The following is a 25,277-nucleotide window of genomic DNA, read 5'->3' as shown; positions in this document are numbered from 1 at the left end:
ACAGGCCGAGCCTGCTCACCGCAAATCATCGACCATTGTCAGCAATGTCTCCAACACCGCCCCCGCCAAAGCCTTCGAGCGCTCCCCCGACCAGCCGGTGAGCTTGTTGGGCGCATCATCATGGTCCTTGAACGGCATCTCCAGCGTCAGCGACAGGCAGTCATACGCCTGCCCCACGGCATTGCACGCCAAGGTCATGTTGGCTTGCCCCGGTTCATCACGGGTGTAGCCATACGTTGTCTGGAAGTCCGGGGTCACGCTGCACAGCGTGCTACGAAATTGCTCTTCAAGTTTGGCTATGCGCTGGGTGTACCCCGGGTTGCCCTCGCAGGCCGCCGTGAACACATGCGGGATTTCCTCATCCCCGTGCACATCGATGAACGCATCCACGCCGTACTGCTTCATCTGCGCCTGGGCGAAGAACACCTCCGGGCTCAGTTCGACACTGGCGTCCTGCCAGGCACGGTTGAGGTCCTTGCCTTTGAAGTTGGTGCGCAGGTGGCCGTGGAAGGCGCCATCAGGGTTCATGTTCGGGATCAGGTACAGATCGGCCTTGGCCAGCAGTTGCTGGACGGTGGCATCGTTAGCTTGCAGGCGGTCGATCACCCCTTCCATGAACCACTCGGCCATGTGCTCGCCTGGGTGCTGCTGGGCAATCAGCCACAGCTTGCGCTTGCCTTCTGCACCGTTACCCGCGCGCAGTAGCGGAATGTCCCGGCCCTCTACGCTGCGGCCGTGGGCCAGCAGCTCGACGCCCTCGATTTGTTGGGCACGCTCGATCAGCTGGTTGTGGCGGGCACGGGGGTAAGGCTCGAAGTAGGCGAACCAGATGTGTTCTTGCTCGGCCTTGATCTCGAACGACAGGGCCTTGCCGTCGAATTGGCTGGGCACGCGGAACCAGGTTTTCTGGTCGTAGGACGCCACAGCGTTGTAGCCGTCCCAGGCGTTTTTGTAGGAAGACTCGCTGGCGTTGTTAAGGCTGAAGCGGTGGGTTTGGCCCGGGGTGAGGCCGCTGACTTTGAAGTGGAACCACTGGAAGTGGCCGCTGTGAGTGTCGGGGCGGATGGCCAGCTGGGTGTGGGATGGGTTGGTTTCGTCCAGGACCAGGATGTTGCCGGCGTCGAAGGCGCAGTCGATGTGCAGGGGGGACAGCGTCACGGTCATTGGCGGGCTCCTTTTATGCGGTTTTTGTGGGGGTACTGTACACCGCTTCTTGGGGGTAATGGGTATTTGGGGTTCCGGGTGCAGCGCTGGTTGGCTTATTGAAATGAAAGTGCGTTGAAGGCGTGCAGCACCTCGATGGTGATGAGGTGCAGTTGGTAGCTGTAGTAACCGTACAGGCCAGCGATGAGGCCAGCCGAGATCAGGAGCGGGCTCCACCATGGCCAGATGCGGCGTGAGCGGGGTTTGCCAGACATTACATTGTGCAGGGTGTCGGGGAACAGATCGGGGGGAGGGCCGCGTAGCTCGCTGATGATGACGTTCAATTCCTCAGTCAGTCTTTGAAGATGTTCGTCACCTTTGGCTTCCAGTGCATATTTGCCCCTCAGCCCCATGCATAGGCAGATGTAGATGAACTCCAACGAATCCTGAAAGCGTTTTGGCTCTTGCTTGAGCCGCGCTAGCAGTTTGAAGATCTTTTCACCGCCCTGTGTATCCTGATGGAACTCGCTAAGCAGCGGGTTGTGGCTCCAGTGTGAGCGCTTGCCCCACGGGGTGCTCATCACGGCTTCGTCGAGTAACAGGCACAGACTGTAGGAAAAGGCCGTCAGCTGTTCTGGTTCGTAGTCATATTGCTGTATGTCCTCCAAGGTGCAAGCGACCTGGGATGCTACGAAGGCGTGGAGTCGCTCGACATTTGTGTGCCAGCTGTGTGAGCGCAGCCGGAAGGCCAGGCTTACAAAGGGCAAGGCCTCTGAACACATGGGATTCATGAAGCCAGTTTTGGGGGCGTGGAAGGAAATGTCGCCTTCGTAGATTTCACCTTCCGACCCTTTGCTCGGCGCATTCACGCTTCCCTCAGGTTCTGGGGCGCCCCACGCCGAGTTTTCGAGCAACCCATGGGCACTGCGCTCGGTTACGTCGTAACTGTTGTTGAGTGGAACATCGGGACTCGACACTAACAAATCCTCTCGGTTACCTGGGGTCATTCCAGCAGCCAACTCTCGTCCCCTCCGTTCAATGTGCCACCGTGGTCAGTGCAGTCGCCTTGCCTGGCGACCGCTTTCCCCTCAATTTGAAACGTAGGGGATCCACTGGTAATGACTGCACCGCAACTGGTGCGGTCGCCGACTCTGGCGACGGCTTTGCCATTGAATGTGTAATGGGGGCTGCCGGTTTCTACGAAGTTTTGACCATGGATCGGGCAATCGTGGGTGTGGCCTACGAGGATGACGGGTCTCATGGGTGTTCTCCGGGGGAGGGGGCGGTGCGGGATTCGAGGTCCATTTCGATGGGCCATTGGACCTTTGGGGCGAGGCGATGAATCGGGTTCAAATATTGCTCATCGTTCCAGTCATAAGGGGCGTATGAGAAGTCAGGAAGGGCTTCAGGTCCTTGTTGCATGAAGAGGCAGGCAAGGGCCCAATATTGCTTTCCTTGAGTAAGACTGTGCGCGAAGATGAAGCGGTCTATCACGTTGTCGGACTGGGGGGCTCGGACTGACAGCATGACATGCTCGATGGCGCCGCCGTACCCACTGTATACCTCGGCTGTGATGTCCTCCCAATTGTGCGCAATAGGCTCGACCTTCCAGTGTTTCCGGCTAAGGACGCGTATTGCATCTGAGGTGTAGTGGTAGAAATAGACTCTTTTTCGCGCTCTGTTGAATCGCACGGGTTCGTCCCGAGGAAGCGCTAGGTCTAATCTTGCGAAGTAGAGCATGAAGGCCAAAGCTACCGGGGTCGCTAATAGGGCAGTTAGTAATATGTCCCAGCTGTCAGATACGCCTAGTTTGACTGTGGTGCTCAGCATAAAAAATATCATTACTCCTAAGAAGATCAAACCGGTAAGGCTGATTATTAATATGATTCCTCTAGTGGAAAATGTTGATCTTGCGAATTCGAGATATATGTCGTCGCAATGATTAGGTGGCGGCGTAATTTTCTCTGTCTCAGGCGGGAGTTTGGGTATTTCATTGAGAGTTGGTAGGTCGTACTTCCAGCCGAGCTCGTGTTTCGGTAGCGCTTTTCCAGAGTGGTTCATGACTTGCCTCGCGGTCAGTTGTACTGAGTGATGTCAGTTTGGTTTGTTGTTGGCTTGTCGTTGTTTTGGTGGCAGGATATATGTGTTTTCATTGCTTGCTTGTCTGTATAAGAATTTCCCCATAGCTTTCTGGTAGTGATTTGTCTGGCCAGTATGAGATGAGTAATGATGCAGCTAAAATGTTGTGTTTGTTCGGGTCTGGGGCAAGCTCAAGGGTGCCGGTTACGGTTTTGTGGCTATGGTTGCCGTCGCTTGCATCTTTTGCCGTTTGAGTGCTGCTATTCAGGATCAGTGTTTCCGATTTGAGGTCATGGGTTTGTACGGTTTTGATGGGTTTAAGACTTGTCGAGTCAGATGTCCTTGTTGCAACGTGAGGGGTGTGAAAATTTTGATTTATGACAACTTCTCCGCCCGCATATGTCGGCGCGTTGCCGTCTCCTTGCCGGTGAATGACGAGTGTCCAGTGGTAGCCTGCGGTCGATTCGCTAAAGCGAGGAAGGGTGAATCTGAACTCCATCCACTGTTTGGTCGTTAAGCTAACACGGCCGCCGATCTTTGACTGGTCTGGGGAAGTAGAAATAGTCGTTTTGAAACTAAGGTCGCCAGAGAGGCCAAGCGCTGCGGCATTCAGTTCAGCAATAGCAATGTCAGCATATTCAGGGGATGGCCAGTGAATGCGGGGGATTTCCGTAGCTTTTCCAAAAAAACATCGCATTACCCAACGCTCAAGGAGTTTGGATTCATTCTCTTCTGCGGCTTTGTTAAGGTATGACGCAATTAATGTCAGGGAGATAGAGGCACCTAGAAGTCCTATGATTTTTGTAGAAAAAACTACAGCAAATCCTGCTGCGATCACTCCTAGTCCGGCGAAAAACGTGGAGCGCATATAAAGTTTGTGCGCGGTTATATCACCTGTTGTAGACGTCCGGTGTGCCGAGATCATGCCCTGAATCGTATCGAATAAACCCGCGGCAGCGCTAATTGCAGCGCCGAGCCTCACTATCCGCTCCCCGCGTGCGAAAAGGCTTGGGCTGGTTTTTTTTATCAATAATCCGGAAAGTTCCGTACCTCCGCCCAATATCCCCAGGCTAGAGCTGTAAAGCGCCATTCTCGCTTCCATCGACTTCTGCCCAATCTCCTGCTCAGCCTTTTTCACATTTTTCCCAAGACTGTCACTGAGCAGGTACATCCCTCCCAACGTCAGCAAGAACTGCCAACTCCCCGCCGCCCCGCGCAACCCGGTGAAACTCTCCTGCACCAATTGTGAGGCCTGCTGAGCGCTGATCTTCATGCCCTCCAGCATCCGCCGTGCGCCGGGTTCCAATGTACCGGCAGCCACACTCAGATCGACAAGAGTCAATTGCGCCGCATGGCTCATCTGATTGACGTTGAGCTTCACTTCCCTGGCCAGCCGCTCATGCAGGTCCACGGCCTTGCCCTCGACCCAGACGCTGACATTGATCACGGTGTGCGCCACCTTTGGATCGAGCACGGCCAGGCTCAGTAACCCGGTCTGAATGATCGGGGTCACCTTGCGCGCGCTACGCAGCAGGTCGTCATTCAGGTCATCCAGGCTGGGCATCAGCCGTTCCCGGGCCTTGGCCATGGCCTGGCTGGCCTGGTTCTGCATCTTGCGTAGGTGCGCGCTTTGCAGGGCGTAGTATTCGCTGACTTTCATCTGCACCTGCAGCTCTACCAGGTGCACGCCGTTGTAGAGCAACTGGGTGGCACTGTTCAGGCGCCGTACGGCCTGTTGAATGCCGGGGGCAAGTTGGGCTTGCAGGCGTTGACTGGCACCGTTGAGTGCCCCCAGGGTTTCGGCGACTGCCTGCCTGAGCTGGTTGCGAAACTGCACGCCGACGTCATCACTGGTGATGATTTTGCTCACCGCCGTGTACAGTTTTTCGCTGTCATTCCAGTTGACGGGTTCGGTGCTGGAGAAGCTGGGCAGGAACGCCTCCAGCAGGGGGCGATCGCGCATCAGTACGGCGCGGTAGGCTGGGCTGTCCGGATCCTGCAACCACTTCAGCCAGAGCGCTTCGGTGGTGCCCGGTGCAGGCGGGCGGGGCTCCGCGCTCGGTGCTTCAGTGACACCCCCCGCCAGGCAGGTGGCCATAGTCTTGCTGTAGGCGATGCCTGAATCACGGTTCGTACCGTCATAGTCGTATTGTTCGATCAGCCTGAAGGCGGGGCTTTCGCAGAGGGCCACATAGGCCCGTGCCTGCTGATCGATACGTTGTTGGAATACCGCCTCCTGCTGCTCGTACTCGGCCTGAAAGGCAGCGCGGCGGGGTTCGTCATAGCGCTCTTCCAGCCTGTCGTCGCTGTCCTGCTGGGCGGCATCGACCATGCGTTGGTACTCTTCGCTCGCGCCTTTGAACATGGGTGGGCCATCGCCGGTGTGCGGCTCGTGCCTGGGAATAATTTTCTGCGCCGCCCACTCGCGGTGGGTTGCACGGATGATCTGCAGGATCTGCGACGTTTGCAGTTGGTAGGCGCGCATGGGGTCTTCGCGCCAGGTCTGGCGTTGGACCACCTCGTGCAGGCGCTGATGGTTGTATTCCTGTGCCAGGCCCACGGTGTCGTCGAGCACGATGGCCAGCACACCGTTCTCCAGTTGGTGCGCGGCCATGGCGTTGACCACGAAACCACGCAAGGCGGTCTTGCGCAGCAGCCGGCTGTGGAAGCCGTGCGCGCTGTCGAACGGGCCGGGTAATTGCTGGGCGTATTCGAACACCTGCCGGTCAACCTGCAGGTTGTCCGGGGTCATGGCCATGCCCAGCAGTTCAGGGTTGTTACGGGCCTGAATCAGGTCCAGCCCTTCGAAGCGGTGAGCGGGGGCTGCGCCGTTCTTGTAGGCGTCCAGCACGCTGACGGGCCAGGCATCGCTGGAGAAGGCGACCCAGGCCGAGCCGTAGGTGGCGGTGTCGATGTTGAGGAAGCAGGACGGTACGTCATGGTCCTGATTCACGCACCGTTCGGGCAGGGCGGGTGGCGGGCCGGGCGGCGGTTGGTAGGGGTTGAAGCGGCGCAGGTGGCCGTGTTCGGTGACTTCGTAGGCCTGCCAGATGCTTTGGTCGAGCAACACGTAGAGGTAGCCCATGCGCAGGGTGCGCAGGCCCAGGCGGGTGTCGACGCGGGCGTTGTCGGCCGGGTTGGCGAACGGTACCAGGGCCTTGCGCAGCGGCAGAATCGGCAAGCCCTGGCGTTCACAGGCATTGCACTGGTCGAGGGGCAGGGCGACTTCGGCCACGGTGGTGGCGATCAGTTGGCTGATGCTCATGCGTGCTCCTCGGGTCGGGGCAGTTTGGTGACCATGTGCCGCCAGTCCGCCTCGCTGTAGCGTGCAAATGAAGCTGCGAGGGTTATGTGTTGGTTGATGGCGTCTTCGATGTGCCTGCGTATGGCGGGGAGGGTGTGCAGACGCGGGTGTATGCACAGGTAATGAACTGCCAGCACAAGAACGTCTTGCGGTGCGCTCAGGCCGACCTTGCGCGCGTCGTCAATCAGGTTGGAGGCCCGCACGGCGGCGAAAGGTGGGAGTGAGGGCGCAATCCGTAGTGCTTGCCACAATGAGAGGAATCTCTGGATGAGCGCAACGTCGCTCTGAAGGCGAAGTGCGGGCGCCGGCAAGGCGGTGCGTGCCCCTGGCTCTCCCTTGACGGCAGCCAGCTTTGCGCCGCTGGTTTGAAATATCCAGTGCTTGATCGGCCACCAGGGGCCTGACTCAACCCGTTCGAACGTTGCAGCGAGTAGTTCAAGGCGAATGGGTTGGTAGATTGGCTGGAACACCGTATTACTGGTGTTAGTGGGCAACCTGCAAAGTGCGGCAAGATGCTTGGCGATTACAGGTGCGGGTTCTTTACTCAATATCCAGCCACATACATGGCGGTTGTGACGGTGAATGTCACGTTGTGCTGCGCGCGCGCTCAGGGCCAGAAGTGAGTGGCTCGGCGACGTGCCTGGAGAGGCGAGAGTGGCCAGTAACGGGTGCAATTGAGGGGCGTGGGGCAAGTCGTCCCGGTACACCCGTATCAGAGCACTTTCTCCCAATGGAGCCAGATGTGTGATCAGCGAGTCCTCACTGTTATCGGGGACCGCGATAGGGTCAACCAAGACATGGCAGTACAGTTCAAGAGAAAGATGAGTCGCGACCAGTTCGATAAGGGCATCACTGTTCATCGGCTGGTTTCCTCGCACTGGTGGGATTCTTCAGGCTTGAAATCAAGCTCCCCGGTGTTTCCGGAACCTGCTTTCGTTGCTTCTGTTTTCCCAAGCAGGGTGAGGGTCAGGCCATTGAGCGTGATGCCTTCGGCATCCAGGACAATGCTGCCGCCGGGGCTCAAGAACTCGATGCGCTCGCTAGCCTGCAGCCGAAAAACGGTTGTCTGTTGGCTCATGCCCTGGCCGACAGTGACCTGCTGCTGCCCTTTGATAATCAGCTCACTATTGCCGCCGACTGACACGTGATGATCGACCTGGGTTGACTCAGAGCGGTTGTTAACAACGTGCTCGACCAAGTCGTTACCGACGCTCACCTGATGGTCACGGCCTATTGAATGAATGCGATCACGCCCGTTTTCTTGCTGCAGGTCATTGCCGACTCTTAACTGTTCGTCGTTGCCGACTTGCTCGACGCGGTTACGACCAATTTGCGTGGTTTCATCGTTGCCCACCTCGTTGTTCTGATCTTTCTGGGCATGGATGTACACCTCTTCCTGCCCCAGCTCATCCTCAAACCGCAATTCGTTGAACCCTTTCCCCAGGTGGGTCTGGCTTTTGATGGTCATGCGCGTTTTATGCTTGGGCAGTTCGTAGGGCGGTAGCTGATTGCCGCAATAGGTGCGCCCGGTGATGATCGGCTGGTCGGGGTCGGCGTTGACGTACTGGATGATCACGTCCTGGCCGATGCGCGGGATGGCCATCGCGCCCCAACTACCACCGGCCCAACCCTGGGAAACACGCACCCAGCAGGAGCTGAACTGGTTGTCGCGGCTTTCCCGGTCCCAGGGGAAACTGACCTTGACCCGGCCCCACTCGTCGCAAAAGATTTCTTCGTTGGGCGGGCCGACCACGGTGGCCATGTGCGGGCCGTCGATGCGCGGTTTGGGCAATGGCTCGGGCCGCCATTCGGCCATGCCGGGCACCAGTGTGGCAGTTTGCGTGTAGTGCGTGCCGCGTACGGCGTTGGCGGCTTCTTCCTGCAGGCTGGTGAACTGCGCGCCTTCGTGGGTGATGCGGGTGACCCGCCACAGCATGTTGAGGTCGTCGCGCGGATGGCCTTGCAGGGTGAAGGCCAAGCCTGGCTGCAGGCGGATGTCGTCACCCTCGACCTCGGCGATGCGGGCGTCATGGCGCAGGGCGATGGCGCGGTTTTCGGTGAAGACCTTGCCCACCGCATCGCGCTTGTAGCGGCCGGGGTAGTCGAAGCGTTCGTAATCGCTGGACTGATGCTCAAGAAACGGCCCGGCCGCCACGTGCTCCTGGCGGTAGCGCGGGTGGCGGAAGGTGTAGTCGCGCTGCACCTGGCGGGCGGTGCGCACCTGTTCGCTGTAGCGCAGGCGCTGCAGGCAGGGGCGGGGCTGCTGGCCACCGCTGTTTGAGTGATAAAGCACGCTGTCGGGGTCGACAGGTGCGCCATCGTCATCGTAGAAACCTTCGTCCTCATCCTCGGCCTTGATGGCGCCGCGAGTAAGCAAGCCCATCGCCAGCAGGCGGTCGGTGATCAGCAGTTTGTGGTGCTTGGGGGTGTGCTCGAAGCGGTAGACGAAGCCTTCTTCGGCGGCGAGGCGGGCAATGAAGTCCAGGTCGGTTTCACCGGCCTGCACACAGAATTCCCGGGCCGGGTGCTGGGCGGTGAAGCTGATGCCGAATTCGTACTGGGTGATGGCCTGGCGCTTGAGCATCAGTTCGAGGATTTGCGGCACGGTCTTGTGCTGGAAGATGCGCCAGTTAGAGCGCAGTGCGGCGCGGGCCAGTTGGGGTTCGACTACAGCCTTGTAACGGGTGCGGCAAAAGCCGCTCTCGCCCAGGCTGAAACTGCTGACCAGGCCGTGGACATAACGCACCGGCCGTTCATCGCGCCACACGGTAAACAGCACGGGCTTGTCGAGCAGGTGGCCGAAGTTGATGTCGTTCTCGAAGCTGATCAGCTCCAACTCAAGCCTGAACGGCTTGCTTAACGCCTCGGTGAGGCTGAACGAGACTACTTCAAAGTAATCACCGCCCACCAAGGGCGTGAAGCTGTAACGCAGGTCGGATTGGTTGGGCATGTTTCCACCTTGTCGCTTAAGGTGCTGGCTTATATTTGAAGGAAGTGCGAAATAGTTTTGTAGGAAATTTCTCTGCAAGACTCAATTCTGCTGATATTTCTGTAGGAAGTTTCCTGTGAATTGGGTAAGTCTCTGTCTCGCCTCTTTCCTTGGTTGGGTGTCTTTTAAAACCATGCGCGGGCAAAAGAGGGTGGTCGAGCGGTAAAGTGTAAGTGAATATTTATTTGTTTCTCGGGTCTCGTTACTCTAACCTTTTCGGCAAAGGGGTGCGGTGTTGGTGGCGAGAGGTTTGTGCTGGTTCGAAATCAAACTGATTGAGTCGATGGGCAAGAAAGGAAGCTTTGGTGGTGAAGTTTATTATTTATTTCAGGCGCCATTTCTTGTTTTTGGTTGGGCGCAAACATTATTTGATCCCATTATTGGTGGCTTGCTGCGCTGCTTTGTTGATTGCCGCAATCTGGTGGCTTGGGCCGCAGTGGGTGGTAAGGGGGCAGCAGCCGTTGGAAAGTGTATCGGCACGCACGTTAATCAGCGTGGTGATGGTAATGTTGCCAATGGTTGGCTGGTTAATGATGTTGCGGGTGAAGTACCAGCGGCTCGTCGCCGAACATGATCAGAAACTGGCGCTACAGGCGGACCCTGCCCTGGCCTGTGAGCAAGCGCAGGAGCGCCATTTGAACAGGCAGCTTGCGGCATTTTTCGACCATGCAGGAAGCCGGCGTGTGCTTTACCGGTTGCCGTGGTATTTGGTAATCGGTGCGCCTGGCGCGGGTAAAACCACGTTGATTGACCGTTCGAATCAGCAGTTTTCCCTGACGCGAATGGCCAAGGTTCAGGGGTATGCCCAGCAAGCCCCGCATGACGTGAACTGCTGGTTTGGCAGCGATGCCGTGATCATTGACCCTCCGGGTGCCTTCACGATCCAGGGTGAAGGTGACGAGCAGAAGCCCACGCTGCCACCAGGCACTGAAACCAGGCTATGGAACCACTTGGTTGGGTGGTTGGTCGGCAATCGAAGTAAACAGCCGTTAAATGGCTTGGTGCTCGTGGTTGATGTTACATTGCTGTTGCATGCGAGTGATGAGGTGCGAATGGCGCATGCGAAACAAGTACGCGCAAGGCTACGCGAATTGAATGTTCGCACGGGGCTTCGGTTGCCTCTTTATATAGTGTTGACAAAAGTTGATGTGCTTGAAGGGTTTGGTGAGTTGCTTGAGGGTTTCAATGCGCAGCGCAAAGAAAGCCTGTTGGGTATAACATTTTCATCGGGTGGTGACGGCGCCTCTGGTTGTTGGCAAATTGAACTTGATCAGTATTTCAATGCGCTTGTTTGCGCAGTGCAAGCGCATACAGTGCTCAGGGTTCATCGATCAGTTACCGCTGAGCAACGCCATCGTCTATTAATGCTTCAGGCATGTTTGAAAATGCTTTGTCCGGCACTGAGTAGCTATCTTCAGGGGGCATTGTCAAACGAACTACATGCAGCTCCGTTATCGGTTCGAAGCCTCCACCTCACCTCTGTTCTCCAGGTAAACCCTTTAAACATCGCCGAGCCCCAGGGCACACAACACAACTACTTCGCCCAGCACCTCTTCCAGCGCGTCATCTATCCCGAAGCCGCACTTGCTGACGATTCCCATGACGTGAAGGCCAGTAAACGCCGCAACCTGTGGCTTGGCTCCGGGCTGAGTCTGTTGGCCGCCGCAGCGGCTGGCGTAACCTTGCACCATTACTTCGACCTCAACCGCAACCGTGCAGAAAGCGTGTTGGCCAAGCGAGAAATATTCCGGCAGGTCGAGGTGGCCAACAACGACAAAGCGGCAGTGCAGAACCTGCTTGTGCACCTCAAGCAGATGCAGGCGGCCGTATCAGTGTTCGGTAATTACCGCAGCGCCTGGTCGCTGGTTGCAAGCTTCGGGCTGTATGAAGGCCGGGTGATCGGGCCGGTCATCGATGATGCCTACCTCATGGTGTTGTCGCAGCGCCTGCTGCCCATGCTCGCGGGCATGACGGTGCAGGCTATGGATGAGGCAGCCGCAGGCAGTGAACAACAGCTCGCTGCGCTGCGGGTTTACCGGATGCTGGAAGATCGGCCAAAGCGCGAGGCGCGCTGGGTAAAATCCTGGATGGCGAAACACTGGCAAACGCTTTACCCCGGCCAGGGCCAAGTGCAGCGCGAACTGATGCAGCACCTGGATTACGCGCTGGCACATGCCGACGCGGACTTGTCGCTGTTTGACTCGCGCGTGTCCGAGGTTCAGCGGGCTGTGCGCGAGATCCCGTTGCGCCAGCGCCTGGAAGCCTACCTCAACCGCCCGGCGCAACTTGAAAGGCAAGGGGAGCTGGACCTGCGCCAGCAGATCGGGCAAGTCTTTGATCTGATCTACCGGCCAGCCCAGGCGGATGACCTTTCAACGGCACTCTTGCGCCCGGAGGCATTACCAACAGCGGAAAACCTCACCGAGAACTTCAGGCCGCTTGCCGAAGAGGCACTGATGGACCAGTGGGCAATAGCTGAGCGTGCTCATCCGCGCCTCGACGAGCCTGACGTCGCAGCCTTGGCCAATCAGTTCCAAGCCTTGTATGCCGCTGGCTATATCGACCGTTGGCAGCGGGCATTGGCTGAGTTGACCATGACTGACTGCGACAACCTGCGGGACTGTGTCTCGGTGCTTGGGCATCTGGTCGGCCCTGTAGCACCCCTGCGACGGCTGCTGGAAACCGTGCAGGCCAATACTCAAAAGCCGACGCCTGAAAAAGTGGTTGATAGCGCAAGGCACATCTCTTCATCTGAAACCATTCACCGCGCCTTTGCGGGCCTGAACCGCCTGCTTGAAGAAAAACGCGATCAGCCCAGCCAATATGAAGACCTGATACGTGCCATCAGTGCGGTGCACGACCATGCCAGGGCTGTGCACCGTAGTCAGGACCGAGGCAAGGCCGCACTCGATGCTGCCGTGCAACGGCTGACAGCAAAGGGTGGTGATCCCGTCGCCGCATTGCAGCAATTGGCCAGTGACCTGCCTGAACCGCTCCGTACTCAGATCAACAAAATCGCCGGCGAGACCAACAGGGCCTTGTTTGCCGAAGCCCTTACGGAAGTCGAACAACGCTGGCAAACCGACGTCTACGGCTTTTTTCAAGCGCGGCTGGCAGGCCGCTACCCGTTTGCGGGCAGGGGGCCTGATGCTGACCTGGATGATTTCAAGGCCTTCATCGGGCCGAAGGGCAGGGTGCAGCAATTTCAGGAACGCTACCTGAACATTCTGTTTGGCGAGGACCTGGAGGGGCTGAGCGTGGAGGGCCGTCGCAGCCTGGCGACAGCCGACCGCATTCGGGAAGGGTTTTTTGACCCCCGCGGTAATCTGAGCGTGCAGTTCAGCATTGAGCCGTTGGGGTTGACCGCCACCCAAAGCAGCAGCCTTATGGACCTGGACGGTCAGCAAATTCCCTACGCCCACGGCCCTCGAATCATCACGCGTGTGCAGTGGCCCAACCCGGCCCACCCTGAAATGCGCAGCACGCTCACGTTACAGCGGTACAACGGAGGCAGCAGCAACATGGACTACCTGGGCCCATGGTCGATGTTTCGGCTGCTGACCCGTGGCGCCTTGTATGGCCGTACCCAAACCAGTGTGGACCTGGGCTTCAGGGCAGGGAGCGGGATCATTCGTTATCGCTTGCGCTCGGCAAAGTCGTTCAACCCGATTACCCAAGCGCTCTTCAACGGTTTTACAGTGCCGAACCGGTTGTTTGAGCAAACTTCGGTCGAAGAGCTGCAGGCAGGGCTACCTGGCAGAACCAACTGATCAGGTGCAGTACCCCAGAATGATCAAGGCAGCCATGCCCAGGCCCACCGCAACAGAGCACCCACCCAGCGAAATGGCCGCTCGGCCTTGCCGATACCAGCCATCCTGGCCCAGCTCCCGGGCTGGGGCCAACAAACCTCGCCAGCGCAACTCGGTGTCATGAAACGCCTGCAAATGGGTCGGTTGTGCATCCAGCCAGCGGCGGAAGTCAATCCGTTCGCATGACGTCACATCCGGGCTTTGCAGCCGTACGTACCATTGCCCGGCCACACCGGCCACCGCATCAGCCCGCGGTCGTGTGGTTTGCAGTACCTGGTTCATATGCCGTTCGATACTGCGTACCGGCAAGTCGAGCCGAGAGGCGATGCTGGCAAAATCCAGTTGATCAAGGCGGTTGAGCAAAAACACTTGCTGCACGCGCCGTGGCAAGCGCTTGAGGCTGTGCAACATGGCATCTTCAGCCTCGTGGCTGGTTCCGGGCGTTGGGTGCTCAAGCGGCAGCAGCAGGCGGCTCATGGACAGCTCCTTGCTCAAGGGGGAAAGGGGTGGGGGCATCGTCCTTGATGCGGAATCAGGGTAGGCGAAACGAGATTGATTCTCAAGTGCTGATTCCGCAAAGTTTTGTAATGAGCATTCTCGCCCTGAAACATTTTTGCTATCATGCCGGCCATCAACGATCTTCATTAGCCTGAAGAGCCAAAAAAAAGACCCGGCAAAAATGCCGGGTCAAAAACCGTGATTAGCCTGATGAGGAGATAATCTGAGAGCGACCTAAGCTCCAGGTTATCCAGCTGATCTCGCGACCAGCTGAGTGCAATAATAATCGTTATCATTTGTCAGTCAAATGATTTTTCACCTATCCGGTAAAAAACTTTTACCGGATAGTGTCGTCGTATCGGCAATTTGGCGTTTTCTCGCCCTAAATTCCCCTGTTTTATTGCCCTTTATGGTGCGTCCTGCACAGTGAGCGTGTGCTCCAGCAAGGCCCTGGCCATGTCCATCATGTGCATCAACGCAAAAGTCAGTTCCCGTGCACTGCCTTCCTGATGAAGGGCTGTTTCGTGGGCTGTGGTTGCCGCACACCGCAGCAGCGCAATGGCATGGTCATGCGCTTGTTGAGGGGTGACACCTTTGTGCAGGGACCAGATGGGGCTACGCTCGCCGGGGCGTGTCGGGCTCGGGTTGAGGTAGTAATCCAGCGCGCGGCGGGCGGCTTCGCTGTCGAGTTCTGTTTCGTGGTTTTTCGGTGGTTTCATCCTGATACCTGTGCAGACCAATAGAGAAAGGGGCTGCCCAATAATAATACTTGAGGTATTCGAAGGCTTTCTGATAAATAATACAGAATGTTTATTGAGCGCTCTAAAGCAGTCCGTATCGTGCCAGCGATGAATATGGATAAATGGATTGCCCTCATCCGTGACCGGATGGAGGAGCTCGATATCTCCCAGGAGCAGCTGGCCGAACGCGTTGGGGTGTCCCAGGGCAGCGTGGGCCACTGGTTGTGTAAACGGCGCCAGCCCAGGCTGGACTCGATGAACCGGGTATTCGTCGAGTTGGGCATGCCGCATTACCAGGTCAGCATGCAGTTGCGCATGCTGGGCCAGGTGGGCGAGGACACTGGCCGCTACACCGTGGTCGACGAAGATGAAGCCGTAGACCTCATGCAGTACATGGTCAGTTTCCGTTACCCCGTGCGGGGGTGGGATGCGTTGGCCGCTGCCGGGGATGAGCAGGCCGCGTTGTTCGAGCAGACTGATTACCTGGCGCAGGGCAAGGCCTACTGGCTGACCGTGGAAAATGACGCCATGAGCACTGCGACAGGCCGCAGTGTGCCCCAGGGCATGCGCATTCTGGTGGACCCTGGGCTTGAAGCAGAGCCCGGGCGATTGGTGATTGCCCGGCTACCGGGCAAATCTGCCATCTTCCGTGAGTTGGCGGAGGAAGGCGGCCAGCGCTACCTGAGGGCACTGAACAGCACCTACCCGGCGCTGCTGTGCGAGGACGGTTGCGAATATCTGGGCGTAGTCGTGCGGGCGCACGGGGCGTTCTAGATAGCAGGCGCGGCAGTATGCCGCGCCTGCACGGCGTTAAACGTTACGCTTCGATTGCTGACAGTTCGACCAGTACCGTCCCTTCACTGACCATATCGCCTTCCTGGCAGAACAGTGCCTTTACCGTCCCGGCATGGGGCGCACGAATGCTGTGCTCCATCTTCATTGCCTCCAGCACCACCAACGGGGTACCCGTTTCCACCGGCTGGCCCGGCTCGACCAGCACCCGCACGATACTGCCATTCATGGGTGCCCCCAGCCCACCTTGATGGCTGTGGCTGGCCTCAGCCTCGGCAATCGGGTCAAAGGCCTGTATCGCTTGCATTTCACCGTCCCAGCGCAGGTACAAGGTGTCGCCACGGCGCACCGCAAGATACCGACGGCGCACACCGCCATCATCGTGCCCGAGCTGCTCACCGTCCAGCTGCCACGAGGAGGCTGTGCTGCGCTCCAGCGCCACGGCCTGGGTCTCGCCCGCGCAGCGCAGGTGCAGGCTGCTACGCGTTGGCAGGCCCAGGCGCAGGCCGTTGCGCTCGGCCCACGGCGAATAGGCATCGTCGGCCCGCTGGTGCGGCGCCTGGCCCTGTAACCAGGCTTCGGCCGCGGCCTCCCAGAACCGCACGGGCAATGCCTGCGGGGCGGGCAGCAGTGCTTGTTGATGGCGTGGAATAAAACCCGTGTCCAGTTCGGCCGCCGCAAACGCCGGGTGGGCGAGGATGCGGCGCAAAAAGGCAATGTTGGTTTTCACCCCGCCAATGGCAAACTCGTCAAGCATCGCCAGCAAACGCAAGCGGGCCTGTTCCCGGTCCTGGCCCCAGGCGATCAGCTTGCCCAGCATCGGGTCGTAGAACGGCGATACCACGTCACCTTCGCTGACCCCGCTGTCCACCCGGCGGCCTTCGCCTGGCGCCGACTCGCGGTAAAGCGCCAGCGTGCCGGTGGCCGGCAGAAATTCGTTGCCCGGGTCTTCAGCGTACAGGCGCACTTCAATGGCGTGGCCCATCAGGGGCACTTGCGCCTGGGTGATCGGCAGCGGCTCGCCACAGGCCACGCGAATCTGCCAGGCCACCAGGTCCAGCCCGGTGATGGCTTCGGTTACCGGGTGCTCCACTTGCAGGCGGGTGTTCATCTCCATGAAGAAGAACTCACCCCGTGCGTCGAGCAGAAACTCGACCGTGCCGGCGCCCACATAGCCAATGGCCTGCGCGGCCCGCACGGCGGCTTCACCCATGGCTTGACGCAGTTCGGCGGATAGCCCGGGCGCAGGTGCTTCTTCCACCACTTTCTGGTGGCGGCGCTGGATCGAGCAGTCACGTTCATTGAGGTACAGGCAATTGCCGTGCTGGTCGGCGAATACCTGGATTTCCACGTGGCGCGGCTTGAGCACGTACTTTTCCACCAGCATCCGCGCATCGCCGAATGACGACTGGGCTTCACGCTGGGCCGAGGCCAAGGCGTCGGCCAGCTGGCTTTCGTCTTCCACCACCTTCATGCCCTTGCCGCCACCGCCGGCACTGGCCTTGAGCAGCACGGGGTAGCCGATGCGTTCGGCCGCTGCGCGGAAGGTTTCCAGGTCTTGTGCTTCGCCGTGATAGCCCGGCACCAGCGGCACACCCGCGGCCTCCATCAACGCCTTGGCGGCGGACTTGCTGCCCATGGCGTCGATGGCGCTGGCCGGTGGGCCGAGGAAGATCAGCCCGGCGTCTTCGATGGCGCGGGCGAAGCCTGCGTTTTCGGACAAAAAGCCGTAGCCCGGGTGGATCGCCTGGGCGCCGCTGGCCTTGGCGGCGGCCAGCAGCTTGTCGATCATCAGGTAGCTCTCGGCAGCCTTGGTGCCGCCCAGGTCAACGCGAATGTCCGCCTCGCGGCTGTGGCGGGCGTCTCGGTCGGTGGCGCTGTGCACGGCAACCGTGGTCAGGCCCATGGCCTTGGCGGTACGCATCACCCGGCAAGCAATTTCGCCGCGGTTAGCGACCAGCAGGGTAGTGAGGGTGGGGCGGCTCATGGGCGCGGCTCCTTCTTGTGCTCGGTTTGCCAGGCGGGGCGGCGTTTTTCGAGGAAGGCGCGCAGGCCCTCCTGGCCCTCTGCGCTGACGCGGATGCGGGCAATGGTGTTTTCGCAGTAACGGCGCAACGCCGGGCTCAGCTCGCCGTCGTCGACTTCGCGCAGCAGGTCTTTGGTGGCGCGCAGGGCCTGCGGGCTGTTCTGCAGCAGGTTGTCAACCCAGGCCTCGACCTGGGCATCCAGCTCACCCGCCGGGTACACCTCGGCCAGCAGCCCCAGTTCGCGGGCGCGAACGCCGCTGAAGCGTTCGGCGGTAAGGGCGTAGCGGCGCGCCGCGCGTTCACCGATGGCCTTGACCACGAACGGGCTGATCACCGCCGGGGCCAGGCCAATGCGCACTTCGGACAAGCACAGTTGCGCGTCTTCGGCGCCGATGGCCATGTCGCAGCAGCTGATCAACCCCAGTGCGCCACCAAAGGCCGCACCTTGCACCACGGCCAGTGTCGGCGCCTTCAGGCGGTGCAGGGCGTACATCAGTTCGCCCAGTTCGCGGGCATCATCCAGGTTGGTGTTGAAGTCCAGCTGCGCGGACTGCTGCATCCACGCCAGGTCGGCGCCGGCGCTGAAATGCCGGCCACGGCCACGCAGCAGCAAAAACCGCAGGCTGGTGTCTTCGGCCAGTTGGTCGAGGGCGACGATCAACTCGCGGATCATCTGCGCATTGAAGGCGTTGTTCTTGTCCTCGCGGCTCAGCCACAGGGTAGCGAAGCCACGTGTGTCGCGGACTACTTCAAGGGTGCTGAAATCGCTCATGGGTCACATCCGGAAAATGCCGAAGCGGCTCTGTTCGATGGGCGCGTTCAGTGCGGCGGACAACGCCAGGCCAAGCACATCGCGGGTTTGCGCCGGGTCGATGACGCCGTCGTCCCACAGCCGGGCGCTGGAGTAATAAGGGTGGCCCTGGTGTTCGTACTGGTCGAGGATAGGCTGCTTGAGCTTTGCCTCGTCTTCGGCGCTGAAGGCCTGGCCGCTGCGTTCGCTCTGCTCGCGCTTGACCTGAGCCAACACCCCGGCAGCCTGTTCGGCGCCCATTACGCCAATACGTGCGTTAGGCCACATCCACAAAAAGCGTGGGTCGTAGGCGCGGCCGCACATGCCATAGTTACCCGCACCAAAGCTGCCGCCGATGATCACCGTGAACTTTGGCACTTGGGCGCAGGCCACGGCGGTAACCAGTTTGGCGCCGTGCTTGGCGATGCCGCCTTCTTCGTACTTTTTACCAACCATGAAGCCGGTGATGTTCTGCAGGAACAGCAGCGGAATACCGCGCTGGCAGGCCAGTTCGATGAAGTGCGCGCCTTTTTGCGCGGCTTCGGCGAAGAGGATGCCGTTGTTGGCCAGGATCGCCACCGGGTAGCCGTGCAAGTGGGCAAAGCCACATACCAGCGTGGTTCCGAACAAGGCCTTGAACTCGTCGAACACCGAGCCGTCGACCAGGCGGGCGATCACCTCGCGCACATCGAACGGTTGCTTGGCATCGGCTGGCACCACACCATACAGTTCGTCGGCGGCGTACAGCGGGGCCACTGGTGCCAGGCGCTGCAGCTTGCCAAGCTTGTGCCAGTTGAGGTTGGCCACGCTGCGCCGAGCCAGCGCCAGGGCATGTTCGTCGTTGTCGGCGTAATGGTCGGCCACGCCGCTGGTGCGGCAGTGCACATCGGCGCCGCCCAGGTCCTCGGCGCTCACCACCTCGCCGGTGGCAGCCTTTACCAGCGGCGGGCCGGCAAGGAAGATGGTGGCCTGCTGGCGTACCATGATCGCTTCGTCGGCCATGGCCGGCACATAGGCACCACCGGCGGTGCACGAGCCCATCACCACGGCGATCTGCGGGATGCCCAGGGCGCTCATGTTGGCCTGGTTGAAGAAGATGCGCCCGAAGTGCTCGCGGTCGGGGAACACCTCGTCCTGGCGCGGCAGGTTGGCGCCGCCCGAATCCACCAGGTAGATGCACGGCAGGCGGTTTTGCAGGGCGATGGTTTGCGCGCGCAGGTGCTTTTTGACGGTAAGCGGGTAGTACGAGCCGCCTTTGACCGTGGCGTCGTTGGCCACGATCATGCATTCCACGCCTTCCACGCGGCCGATGCCGGCAATCACGCCGGCAGCGGGGACGTCTTCGCCGTACACCTCATGGGCGGCCAGCTGGCCGATTTCGAGAAAGGGCGAACCGGCATCTAGCAACCGGTCTATGCGCTCGCGTGGCAGCAGTTTGCCGCGCGAGGTATGCCGCTCCTGGGCCTTGGGCCCGCCGCCCTGTGCCACCTGGGCAAGCAGGCCGCGCAGGGCCTGGACCTGTTCGAGCATGGCCGCGCTGTTGCCGGCGAACTCTGCCGAACGCGGGTTGATCTGGGTGTGCAAGGTAGCCATGTGCGCCCGTCCCTTGTGCTCAGCGGGTTTCGTTGAACAGTTCGCGGCCGATCAGCATCCGGCGGATTTCGCTGGTGCCCGCGCCGATCTCGTAGAGTTTGGCGTCGCGCAGCAGGCGGCCGGCCGGGAACTCGTTGATGTAGCCGTTGCCGCCGAGAATCTGGATGGCCTCCAGGGCCATTTGCGTGGCGCGTTCGGCGGTGTACAGGATCACCCCGGCGGCATCCTTGCGGGTGGTCTCGCCACGGTCACAGGCCTGGGCCACGGCGTACAAGTAGGCGCGGCTGGCGTTGAGCTGGGTGTACATGTCGGCGATCTTGCCCTGGATCAGCTGGAATTCGCCGATGCTCTGGCCAAACTGCTTGCGGTCGTGGATGTAAGGCACCACCAGGTCCATGCAGCTTTGCATGATGCCGGTCGGGCCGCCGGAGAGCACCACGCGCTCGTAGTCCAGGCCGCTCATCAGCACGCGCACGCCACCGTTGAGCTGGCCGAGGATGTTCTCCTGGGGCACGTGCACATCGTCGAAGAACAGCTCGCAGGTGTTGGAACCACGCATGCCCAGCTTGTCGAACTTGTTGCTGCGGCTGAAGCCTTTCCAGTCACGTTCGACGATGAACGCGGTGATGCCGTGGGCGCCCTTGTCCAGGTCGGTTTTGGCGTAGATCACGTAGGTGTTGGCGTCGGGGCCGTTGGTGATCCAGGTCTTGCTGCCATTGAGTACGTAATGGTCGCCGCGCTTCTCGGCACGCAGTTTCATCGATACCACGTCGGAGCCGGCGTTGGGTTCGCTCATGGCCAGCGCACCGATGTGCTCGCCACTGATCAGTTTGGGCAGGTACTTCTGCTTTTGTTCATGAGTACCGTTGCGGTTGATCTGGTTCACGCACAGGTTCGAATGCGCGCCGTAGGACAACGCCACCGAGGCCGAGCCGCGGCTGATTTCTTCCATCGCCACCACATGGGCCAGGTAGCCCAGGCCGGCACCGCCGTATTCCTCTGGTACGGTAATGCCCAGCAGGCCCATGTCACCGAACTTGCGCCACATGTCGGCGGGGAACAGGTTGTCATGGTCGATCTGTGCGGCGCGGGGGGCCAGTTCGGCAGCGACAAAGGTGCGAACCTGGTCACGGAGCATGTCGATGGTTTCGCCCAGGGCGAAGTTCAGGGAGGGGTAATGCATGTGGGGGCACCTTGTTGTTCTTGAAATGTGGGTAACACCGTAGCTAAGTAAACGCCATCGGGCGTCGTTTTCACCTTTACGTTAACGTAAGGCTGCGCTCGACTACTGTCAATCACCTTTACGTAAACGTAAATCTCAGCCAGAGTATCTGCGCTTGCTTCAGCCGTGCCCAGAACAACCACAAGAAGGGACACCCATGAGTCAACCCAGCTATACCCGCGGTCGCCAGGACCAACCCTTGCTCACCCTGACCATCGGCCAGGCCTTTGACGCCACCGTAGCCCGCCACGGCGATGGCGAAGCACTGGTGGTGCGCCACCAGGGCCTGCGCTACACCTGGCTGCAACTGGCCGAACAGGTCGACCTGCACGCCCGCGCATTGATGGCCCTGGGCGTGAACACCGGCGATCGGGTCGGCATCTGGGCGCCCAACTGCGCCCAGTGGTGCATATTGCAGGTGGCCAGCGCCAAGGTCGGCGCGGTGCTGGTCAATATCAACCCGGCCTACCGCGTGGCTGAGCTGGAATACGTGCTGCGCCAGTCTGGCTGCCGCTGGCTGGTGTGCGCCGATGCCTTCAAGACCTCCGATTACCACGCCATGGTTCAGGAGCTGGCGCCCGAACTGGCAACGGCAACGGCTGGTGAGCTCGCCTGCCAGCGCTTGCCCGACCTGCGTGGCGTCATCAGCCTGGCGGCCAACCCACCCGCAGGCTTTCTGCCCTGGCAGGCGCTGGCCGGGCGGGCAGGGCAGGCGGACAGCGAGGCTTTCAACATCCGCCAGCAAAGTCTGCAGTTCGACCAGCCGGTGAACATCCAGTACACCTCAGGCACCACCGGCGCGCCCAAGGGCGCCACGCTCAGCCACTACAACATCCTCAACAACGGCCTGATGGTCGGCAACAGCCTGGGGCTGACCTGCGCTGACCGCATGGTGATCCCGGTGCCGCTGTACCACTGTTTTGGCATGGTCATGGCCAACCTGGGCTGCATCACCCACGGCAGTACCATGATTTACCCCAACGATGCGTTCGACCCTGAGCTCACGCTCAAGGCTGTGGCCGAGGAGCGCGCCAGCATTTTGTACGGCGTACCCACCATGTTCATCGCCATGCTCGACCACCCGTCCCGGCAAGGCCTGGACCTGTCGACCCTGCGCAGCGGCATCATGGCCGGCGCCACCTGCCCGATCGAGGTCATGCGCCGGGTCATCGACCAGATGCACATGGCCGAAGTGCAGATCGCCTACGGCATGACCGAAACCAGCCCGGTGTCACTGCAAACCGGCCCGGACGACGAGCTGGAACTGCGCGTGACCACCGTCGGCCGTACCCAGCCCCAGCTGGAAACCAAGCTGGTGGATGCCGACGGCTGCATCGTCGCCCGAGGCGAGATTGGCGAGTTGTGCACCCGTGGTTACAGCGTGATGCTCGGCTATTGGGACAACCCGCAGGCTACGGTCGATGCCATCGACCCCGCGCGGTGGATGCACACCGGCGACCTGGCGGTGATGGATGAGCAAGGCTATGTGTGCATTGTCGGGCGCAACAAGGACATGATCATTCGCGGTGGTGAAAACATCTACCCGCGTGAGCTGGAAGAGTTTTTCTACACCCACCCGGCCGTGGCCGATGCACAGGTAATCGGCATTCCGTGCAGCCGGTATGGTGAGGAAATCGTCGCCTGGGTCAAACTGCACCCCGGGCACAGCGCCACCGCCGAAGAATTACAGGAATGGTGCAAGGCACGCATTGCGCACTTCAAGGTGCCACGGCATTTCCGCTTTGTTGACGAGTTCCCGATGACAGTCACGGGGAAGGTACAGAAATTCCGCATGCGCGAGATCAGTGTGGCAGAGATCACGCGCTGACCAGGTTCGGCCCTTTTGCAAAAGGGCCTAACCTGCCAGCCCGAAAACCTTGTCTATCCTTACACCTTCACCGGTGGTTCCTCACTCGGTGGGTCCCCCACCGTTGGCGGTACCGTTGGCTTGATCGGCAGCTCGTCCGGGTCCACTTCCGGCACGGGTGGCGGCAGGCTGGGGTCGTCGATGTTGGGGTCTGGTGTTTCCGGTGGAATGGGAATGTTCATGGCCTGACCTCGCGTGTGGTGGTTTGAAGAGGTACTGCAGGCTTCGACTTCACGCAGTTGCCATTCGCTCAATTTTTTTGAACCCCGCGCGGGTGACCGGCTCTGAACCCTTACCGCCAAGCCTAAGGGAGCAAGGTCCGATGTCACGTAACGAGCCCTTCGAAAGTGTGCCCACGGCGAGCGATCACCCGCACCAGGCCATAGGCCTGTCCCAGGCGCTGTTGGCGCCGCGCATCGTGATCGAAGACACCCAGCCCGTGCTCGAAGGCGGCGCGTTCGCCGCCAAGGCCATCAGCGGCCAGCCAGTTGCGGTCAGCTGCAAGGTTTACAGTGACGGCCACGACCGCCTGGCAGTCATGCTCAATTGGCACGAGGCCACTAGCCGGCGCGTACATTGCGTGCCGATGCAGGCGCTGGGCAATGACCTGTGGCAGGCCGAGTTCACGCCTGCCGAATTGGGCGCCCATCTGTTCAGCATCGAGGCGTGGATTGACCCTTTCGCCACCTATTGCCATGACTTGGAGAAAAAGTTTCACGCTGGCGTCGATGTAAAGTTGGAGCTGGAAGAGGGCCGGTTGATGCTTGGCCAGGGCGTGGGTTTGAGCGATGGCGCACTCAGCGAAGAAATCGCCGCTCTGCAGCAGCAACTTCAGGGCCTCACCGCCAACGACCAGGTTGCCCTGTTGCTGCACCCCGACACGGCAAGGCTGATGACCGAAGCCGAGCACCGCAGCTACCTCACCCGCAGCCGTGAATTCCCCATCGATGTCGACCGCCCGGCGGCTCTGTTCGCCAGTTGGTACGAGCTGTTCCCGCGGTCGATCACCGACAGCCCTGAGCGCCACGGCACCTTCAACGACGTGCACCAACGCCTGCCGATGATCCGCGACATGGGCTTCGACGTGCTGTACTTCCCGCCCATCCACCCGATCGGCACCCAGCACCGCAAGGGCCGTAACAACGCCCTGCGCGCCGAGCCCGGCGACCCCGGCAGCCCATACGCCATCGGCAGCCCGGAGGGTGGCCATGACGCCATTCACCCGCAGTTGGGCACGCGCGATGACTTCCGGCGCCTGGTCGCCGCCGCGGCCGAACATGGCCTGGAAATCGCCCTCGACTTCGCCATCCAGTGCTCCCAGGACCACCCCTGGCTCAAGGAGCACCCCGGCTGGTTCAGCTGGCGCCCCGATGGCACCATCCGCTATGCGGAAAACCCGCCCAAAAAATACCAGGACATCGTCAACGTCGACTTCTATGCCGCCGACGCCGTGCCTTCACTGTGGCTGGCCCTGCGTGATGTGGTGTTGAGTTGGGTTGAAGAGGGCGTAAAAACCTTCCGCGTCGACAACCCTCACACCAAGCCGTTGCCGTTCTGGCAATGGCTGATTGCCGATGTGCGCAGCCAGCACCCTGACGTGATCTTCCTGGCCGAAGCGTTTACCCGGCCAGCGATGATGGCCCGGCTGGGTAAGGTGGGGTATGCCCAGAGCTATACCTATTTCACCTGGCGCAACAGCAAGCAAGAGCTGCGCGAGTATTTCGAGCAGCTCAACCAGCCGCCGTGGAGCCTGTGCTACCGGCCCAATTTCTTCGTCAACACGCCCGACATCAACCCGTATTTCCTGCAAACCAGTGGCCGTGCAGGCTTTCTGATTCGCGCCGCCCTGGCCACCATGGGCTCGGGCCTGTGGGGCATGTACTCGGGTTTTGAGTTGTGCGAGGGCACGCCATTGCCCGGCAAGGAGGAGTACCTGGATTCGGAGAAGTACGAAATCCGCCCGCGCGACTTCACCCAGCCCGGCAACATCATTGCCGAGATTGCCCAGCTAAACCGCATTCGCCGGCAGAACCGCGCGTTGCAAACGCATCTGGGCGTGGCGTTCTTCAACTGCTGGAACGACAACATCCTGTACTTCGCCAAGCGCACGCCCGAGCGCGACAACTACATCCTGATTGCGGTGAGCCTTGACCCGCACAACGCCCAGGAGGCGCATTTCGAGCTGCCGTTGTGGGAGCTGGGCCTGGACGACAACGCCGAAACCCACGGCGAAGACCTGATGACCGGCCACCGCTGGTCGTGGTACGGCAAAACCCAGTTCATGCGCATCGAGCCCTGGCATTTGCCGTTCGGCATCTGGCGCATCCATAAGGCATGACCGCTGTGTGTATGTGGGAGCGGCCTTGCCGGTCCGGCGTCCCGGCAAGGCCGCTCCCACAAACACACACAGAGGCTGTCCCGAAT

At 60.3% G+C, this 25,277-nt stretch carries 18 protein-coding genes; 4 read left to right on the top strand and 14 right to left on the bottom strand.

From position 1 onward, the window contains the following. Window positions 1-15: 15 nt before the first annotated feature. The 7 genes from PVV54_RS17070 to PVV54_RS17040 all read right to left on the bottom strand — a co-directional run bounded on the left by PVV54_RS17070 (window position 16) and on the right by PVV54_RS17040 (window position 9,476). Window positions 16-1,164: a M14 family metallopeptidase gene (locus tag PVV54_RS17070; protein WP_274906392.1), complete on the bottom strand. Its 1,149-nt coding sequence runs from the start codon at window positions 1,162-1,164 to the stop codon at window positions 16-18. Window positions 1,165-1,259: 95 nt separating this feature from the next. Beyond that, entirely contained in the window at window positions 1,260-2,120 is an 861-nt protein-coding gene (gene icmH / locus PVV54_RS17065; protein ID WP_274906391.1) for a type IVB secretion system protein IcmH/DotU, read from the bottom strand. A gap of 26 nt (window positions 2,121-2,146) precedes the next feature. After that, window positions 2,147-2,404: a PAAR domain-containing protein gene (locus tag PVV54_RS17060; protein WP_274906390.1), complete on the bottom strand. Its 258-nt coding sequence runs from the start codon at window positions 2,402-2,404 to the stop codon at window positions 2,147-2,149. Then, the gene (locus tag PVV54_RS17055; protein WP_274906389.1) at window positions 2,401-3,204 is read right to left on the bottom strand and encodes a DUF6708 domain-containing protein; all 804 of its coding nucleotides are present in this window, start codon (window positions 3,202-3,204) and stop codon (window positions 2,401-2,403) included. The genes PVV54_RS17060 and PVV54_RS17055 overlap by 4 nt, the downstream gene beginning before the upstream one ends. A gap of 88 nt (window positions 3,205-3,292) precedes the next feature. Further along, entirely contained in the window at window positions 3,293-6,487 is a 3,195-nt protein-coding gene (locus tag PVV54_RS17050) for a T6SS effector BTH_I2691 family protein (RefSeq protein ID WP_274906388.1), read from the bottom strand. Beyond that, window positions 6,484-7,386, bottom strand: a complete 903-nt coding sequence (locus PVV54_RS17045) for a hypothetical protein (RefSeq protein WP_274906387.1) — start codon at window positions 7,384-7,386, stop codon at window positions 6,484-6,486. The genes PVV54_RS17050 and PVV54_RS17045 overlap by 4 nt, the downstream gene beginning before the upstream one ends. Then, the gene (locus PVV54_RS17040; RefSeq protein WP_274906386.1) at window positions 7,383-9,476 is read right to left on the bottom strand and encodes a type VI secretion system Vgr family protein; all 2,094 of its coding nucleotides are present in this window, start codon (window positions 9,474-9,476) and stop codon (window positions 7,383-7,385) included. Before PVV54_RS17040 ends, PVV54_RS17045 begins: the two co-directional genes overlap by 4 nt. Window positions 9,477-9,820: 344 nt before the next feature. Here PVV54_RS17040 and tssM point away from each other — a divergent pair, with 344 nt between their 5' ends. Next, window positions 9,821-13,285 carry a type VI secretion system membrane subunit TssM gene (gene tssM / locus PVV54_RS17035; protein ID WP_342456599.1) on the top strand — a complete coding sequence of 1,155 codons (3,465 nt, stop codon included), beginning with the start codon at window positions 9,821-9,823 and terminating at the stop codon, window positions 13,283-13,285. Here the strand turns inward: tssM and PVV54_RS17030 are convergent, their stop codons facing one another. After that, window positions 13,286-13,801, bottom strand: a complete 516-nt coding sequence (locus PVV54_RS17030; protein ID WP_274906385.1) for a DUF4880 domain-containing protein — start codon at window positions 13,799-13,801, stop codon at window positions 13,286-13,288. 428 nt (window positions 13,802-14,229) lie between these two features. Next, window positions 14,230-14,541 carry a DUF6124 family protein gene (locus tag PVV54_RS17025; RefSeq protein ID WP_274906384.1) on the bottom strand — a complete coding sequence of 104 codons (312 nt, stop codon included), beginning with the start codon at window positions 14,539-14,541 and terminating at the stop codon, window positions 14,230-14,232. An 87-nt stretch (window positions 14,542-14,628) separates the two neighbouring features. Here PVV54_RS17025 and PVV54_RS17020 point away from each other — a divergent pair, with 87 nt between their 5' ends. Further along, window positions 14,629-15,336 carry a LexA family protein gene (locus PVV54_RS17020; RefSeq protein WP_274906383.1) on the top strand — a complete coding sequence of 236 codons (708 nt, stop codon included), beginning with the start codon at window positions 14,629-14,631 and terminating at the stop codon, window positions 15,334-15,336. Window positions 15,337-15,379: 43 nt separating this feature from the next. Here PVV54_RS17020 and PVV54_RS17015 read toward each other — a convergent pair whose 3' ends face one another. Genes PVV54_RS17015 through PVV54_RS17000 form a run of 4 tightly spaced genes read right to left on the bottom strand, consistent with a single transcriptional unit; the run spans window position 15,380 to window position 20,947 of the window. After that, window positions 15,380-17,341 (bottom strand): acetyl/propionyl/methylcrotonyl-CoA carboxylase subunit alpha, encoded by a 1,962-nt coding sequence (locus PVV54_RS17015; protein ID WP_274906382.1) that lies wholly within the window; start codon window positions 17,339-17,341, stop codon window positions 15,380-15,382. After that, the gene (locus PVV54_RS17010; RefSeq protein WP_274906381.1) at window positions 17,338-18,153 is read right to left on the bottom strand and encodes a gamma-carboxygeranoyl-CoA hydratase; all 816 of its coding nucleotides are present in this window, start codon (window positions 18,151-18,153) and stop codon (window positions 17,338-17,340) included. The genes PVV54_RS17015 and PVV54_RS17010 overlap by 4 nt, the downstream gene beginning before the upstream one ends. Before the next feature lie 3 nt (window positions 18,154-18,156). Continuing rightward, a complete protein-coding gene (locus PVV54_RS17005; RefSeq protein WP_274906380.1) occupies window positions 18,157-19,764 on the bottom strand; it encodes a carboxyl transferase domain-containing protein in 1,608 nt (535 codons plus the stop codon). 19 nt (window positions 19,765-19,783) lie between these two features. Then, window positions 19,784-20,947, bottom strand: coding sequence for an isovaleryl-CoA dehydrogenase (locus tag PVV54_RS17000; RefSeq protein WP_274906379.1), 1,164 nt, complete (start codon window positions 20,945-20,947; stop codon window positions 19,784-19,786). Window positions 20,948-21,143: 196 nt separating this feature from the next. Here PVV54_RS17000 and PVV54_RS16995 point away from each other — a divergent pair, with 196 nt between their 5' ends. Next, entirely contained in the window at window positions 21,144-22,814 is a 1,671-nt protein-coding gene (locus tag PVV54_RS16995; protein ID WP_274906378.1) for an AMP-binding protein, read from the top strand. A 59-nt stretch (window positions 22,815-22,873) separates the two neighbouring features. Here the strand turns inward: PVV54_RS16995 and PVV54_RS16990 are convergent, their stop codons facing one another. Beyond that, complete coding sequence (locus PVV54_RS16990; protein WP_274906377.1) at window positions 22,874-23,035, bottom strand: hypothetical protein; 162 nt, start codon at window positions 23,033-23,035, stop codon at window positions 22,874-22,876. 140 nt (window positions 23,036-23,175) lie between these two features. On the opposite strand from PVV54_RS16990, the gene PVV54_RS16985 reads away from it, so the two are divergent. Continuing rightward, a complete protein-coding gene (locus PVV54_RS16985; protein WP_274906376.1) occupies window positions 23,176-25,191 on the top strand; it encodes an alpha-1,4-glucan--maltose-1-phosphate maltosyltransferase in 2,016 nt (671 codons plus the stop codon). Window positions 25,192-25,277: the final 86 nt, after the last annotated feature.

Source organism: Pseudomonas sp. PSKL.D1, assembly GCF_028898945.1.
Lineage (GTDB): Bacteria > Pseudomonadota > Gammaproteobacteria > Pseudomonadales > Pseudomonadaceae > Aquipseudomonas.
The sequence above is the reverse complement of the archived record's forward strand: the minus strand, read 5'-3'. Positions and strand labels throughout refer to the sequence as shown.

What these genes read in the sequence shown, in the direction of transcription:
- PVV54_RS17070 (WP_274906392.1), bottom strand. Translation starts at nt 1,164, where the DNA reads ATGACCGTGACGCTGTCCCCCCTGCACATCGACTGCGCCTTCGACGCC.
- PVV54_RS17060 (WP_274906390.1), bottom strand. Translation starts at nt 2,404, where the DNA reads ATGAGACCCGTCATCCTCGTAGGCCACACCCACGATTGCCCGATCCAT.
- PVV54_RS17055 (WP_274906389.1), bottom strand. Translation starts at nt 3,204, where the DNA reads ATGAACCACTCTGGAAAAGCGCTACCGAAACACGAGCTCGGCTGGAAG.
- PVV54_RS17050 (WP_274906388.1), bottom strand. Translation starts at nt 6,487, where the DNA reads ATGAGCATCAGCCAACTGATCGCCACCACCGTGGCCGAAGTCGCCCTG.
- PVV54_RS17045 (WP_274906387.1), bottom strand. Translation starts at nt 7,386, where the DNA reads ATGAACAGTGATGCCCTTATCGAACTGGTCGCGACTCATCTTTCTCTT.
- PVV54_RS17040 (WP_274906386.1), bottom strand. Translation starts at nt 9,476, where the DNA reads ATGCCCAACCAATCCGACCTGCGTTACAGCTTCACGCCCTTGGTGGGC.
- PVV54_RS17030 (WP_274906385.1), bottom strand. Translation starts at nt 13,801, where the DNA reads ATGAGCCGCCTGCTGCTGCCGCTTGAGCACCCAACGCCCGGAACCAGC.
- PVV54_RS17025 (WP_274906384.1), bottom strand. Translation starts at nt 14,541, where the DNA reads ATGAAACCACCGAAAAACCACGAAACAGAACTCGACAGCGAAGCCGCC.
- PVV54_RS17020 (WP_274906383.1), top strand. Translation starts at nt 14,629, where the DNA reads ATGTTTATTGAGCGCTCTAAAGCAGTCCGTATCGTGCCAGCGATGAAT.
- PVV54_RS17015 (WP_274906382.1), bottom strand. Translation starts at nt 17,341, where the DNA reads ATGAGCCGCCCCACCCTCACTACCCTGCTGGTCGCTAACCGCGGCGAA.
- PVV54_RS17010 (WP_274906381.1), bottom strand. Translation starts at nt 18,153, where the DNA reads ATGAGCGATTTCAGCACCCTTGAAGTAGTCCGCGACACACGTGGCTTC.
- PVV54_RS17005 (WP_274906380.1), bottom strand. Translation starts at nt 19,764, where the DNA reads ATGGCTACCTTGCACACCCAGATCAACCCGCGTTCGGCAGAGTTCGCC.
- PVV54_RS17000 (WP_274906379.1), bottom strand. Translation starts at nt 20,947, where the DNA reads ATGCATTACCCCTCCCTGAACTTCGCCCTGGGCGAAACCATCGACATG.
- PVV54_RS16995 (WP_274906378.1), top strand. Translation starts at nt 21,144, where the DNA reads ATGAGTCAACCCAGCTATACCCGCGGTCGCCAGGACCAACCCTTGCTC.
- PVV54_RS16990 (WP_274906377.1), bottom strand. Translation starts at nt 23,035, where the DNA reads ATGAACATTCCCATTCCACCGGAAACACCAGACCCCAACATCGACGAC.
- PVV54_RS16985 (WP_274906376.1), top strand. Translation starts at nt 23,176, where the DNA reads ATGTCACGTAACGAGCCCTTCGAAAGTGTGCCCACGGCGAGCGATCAC.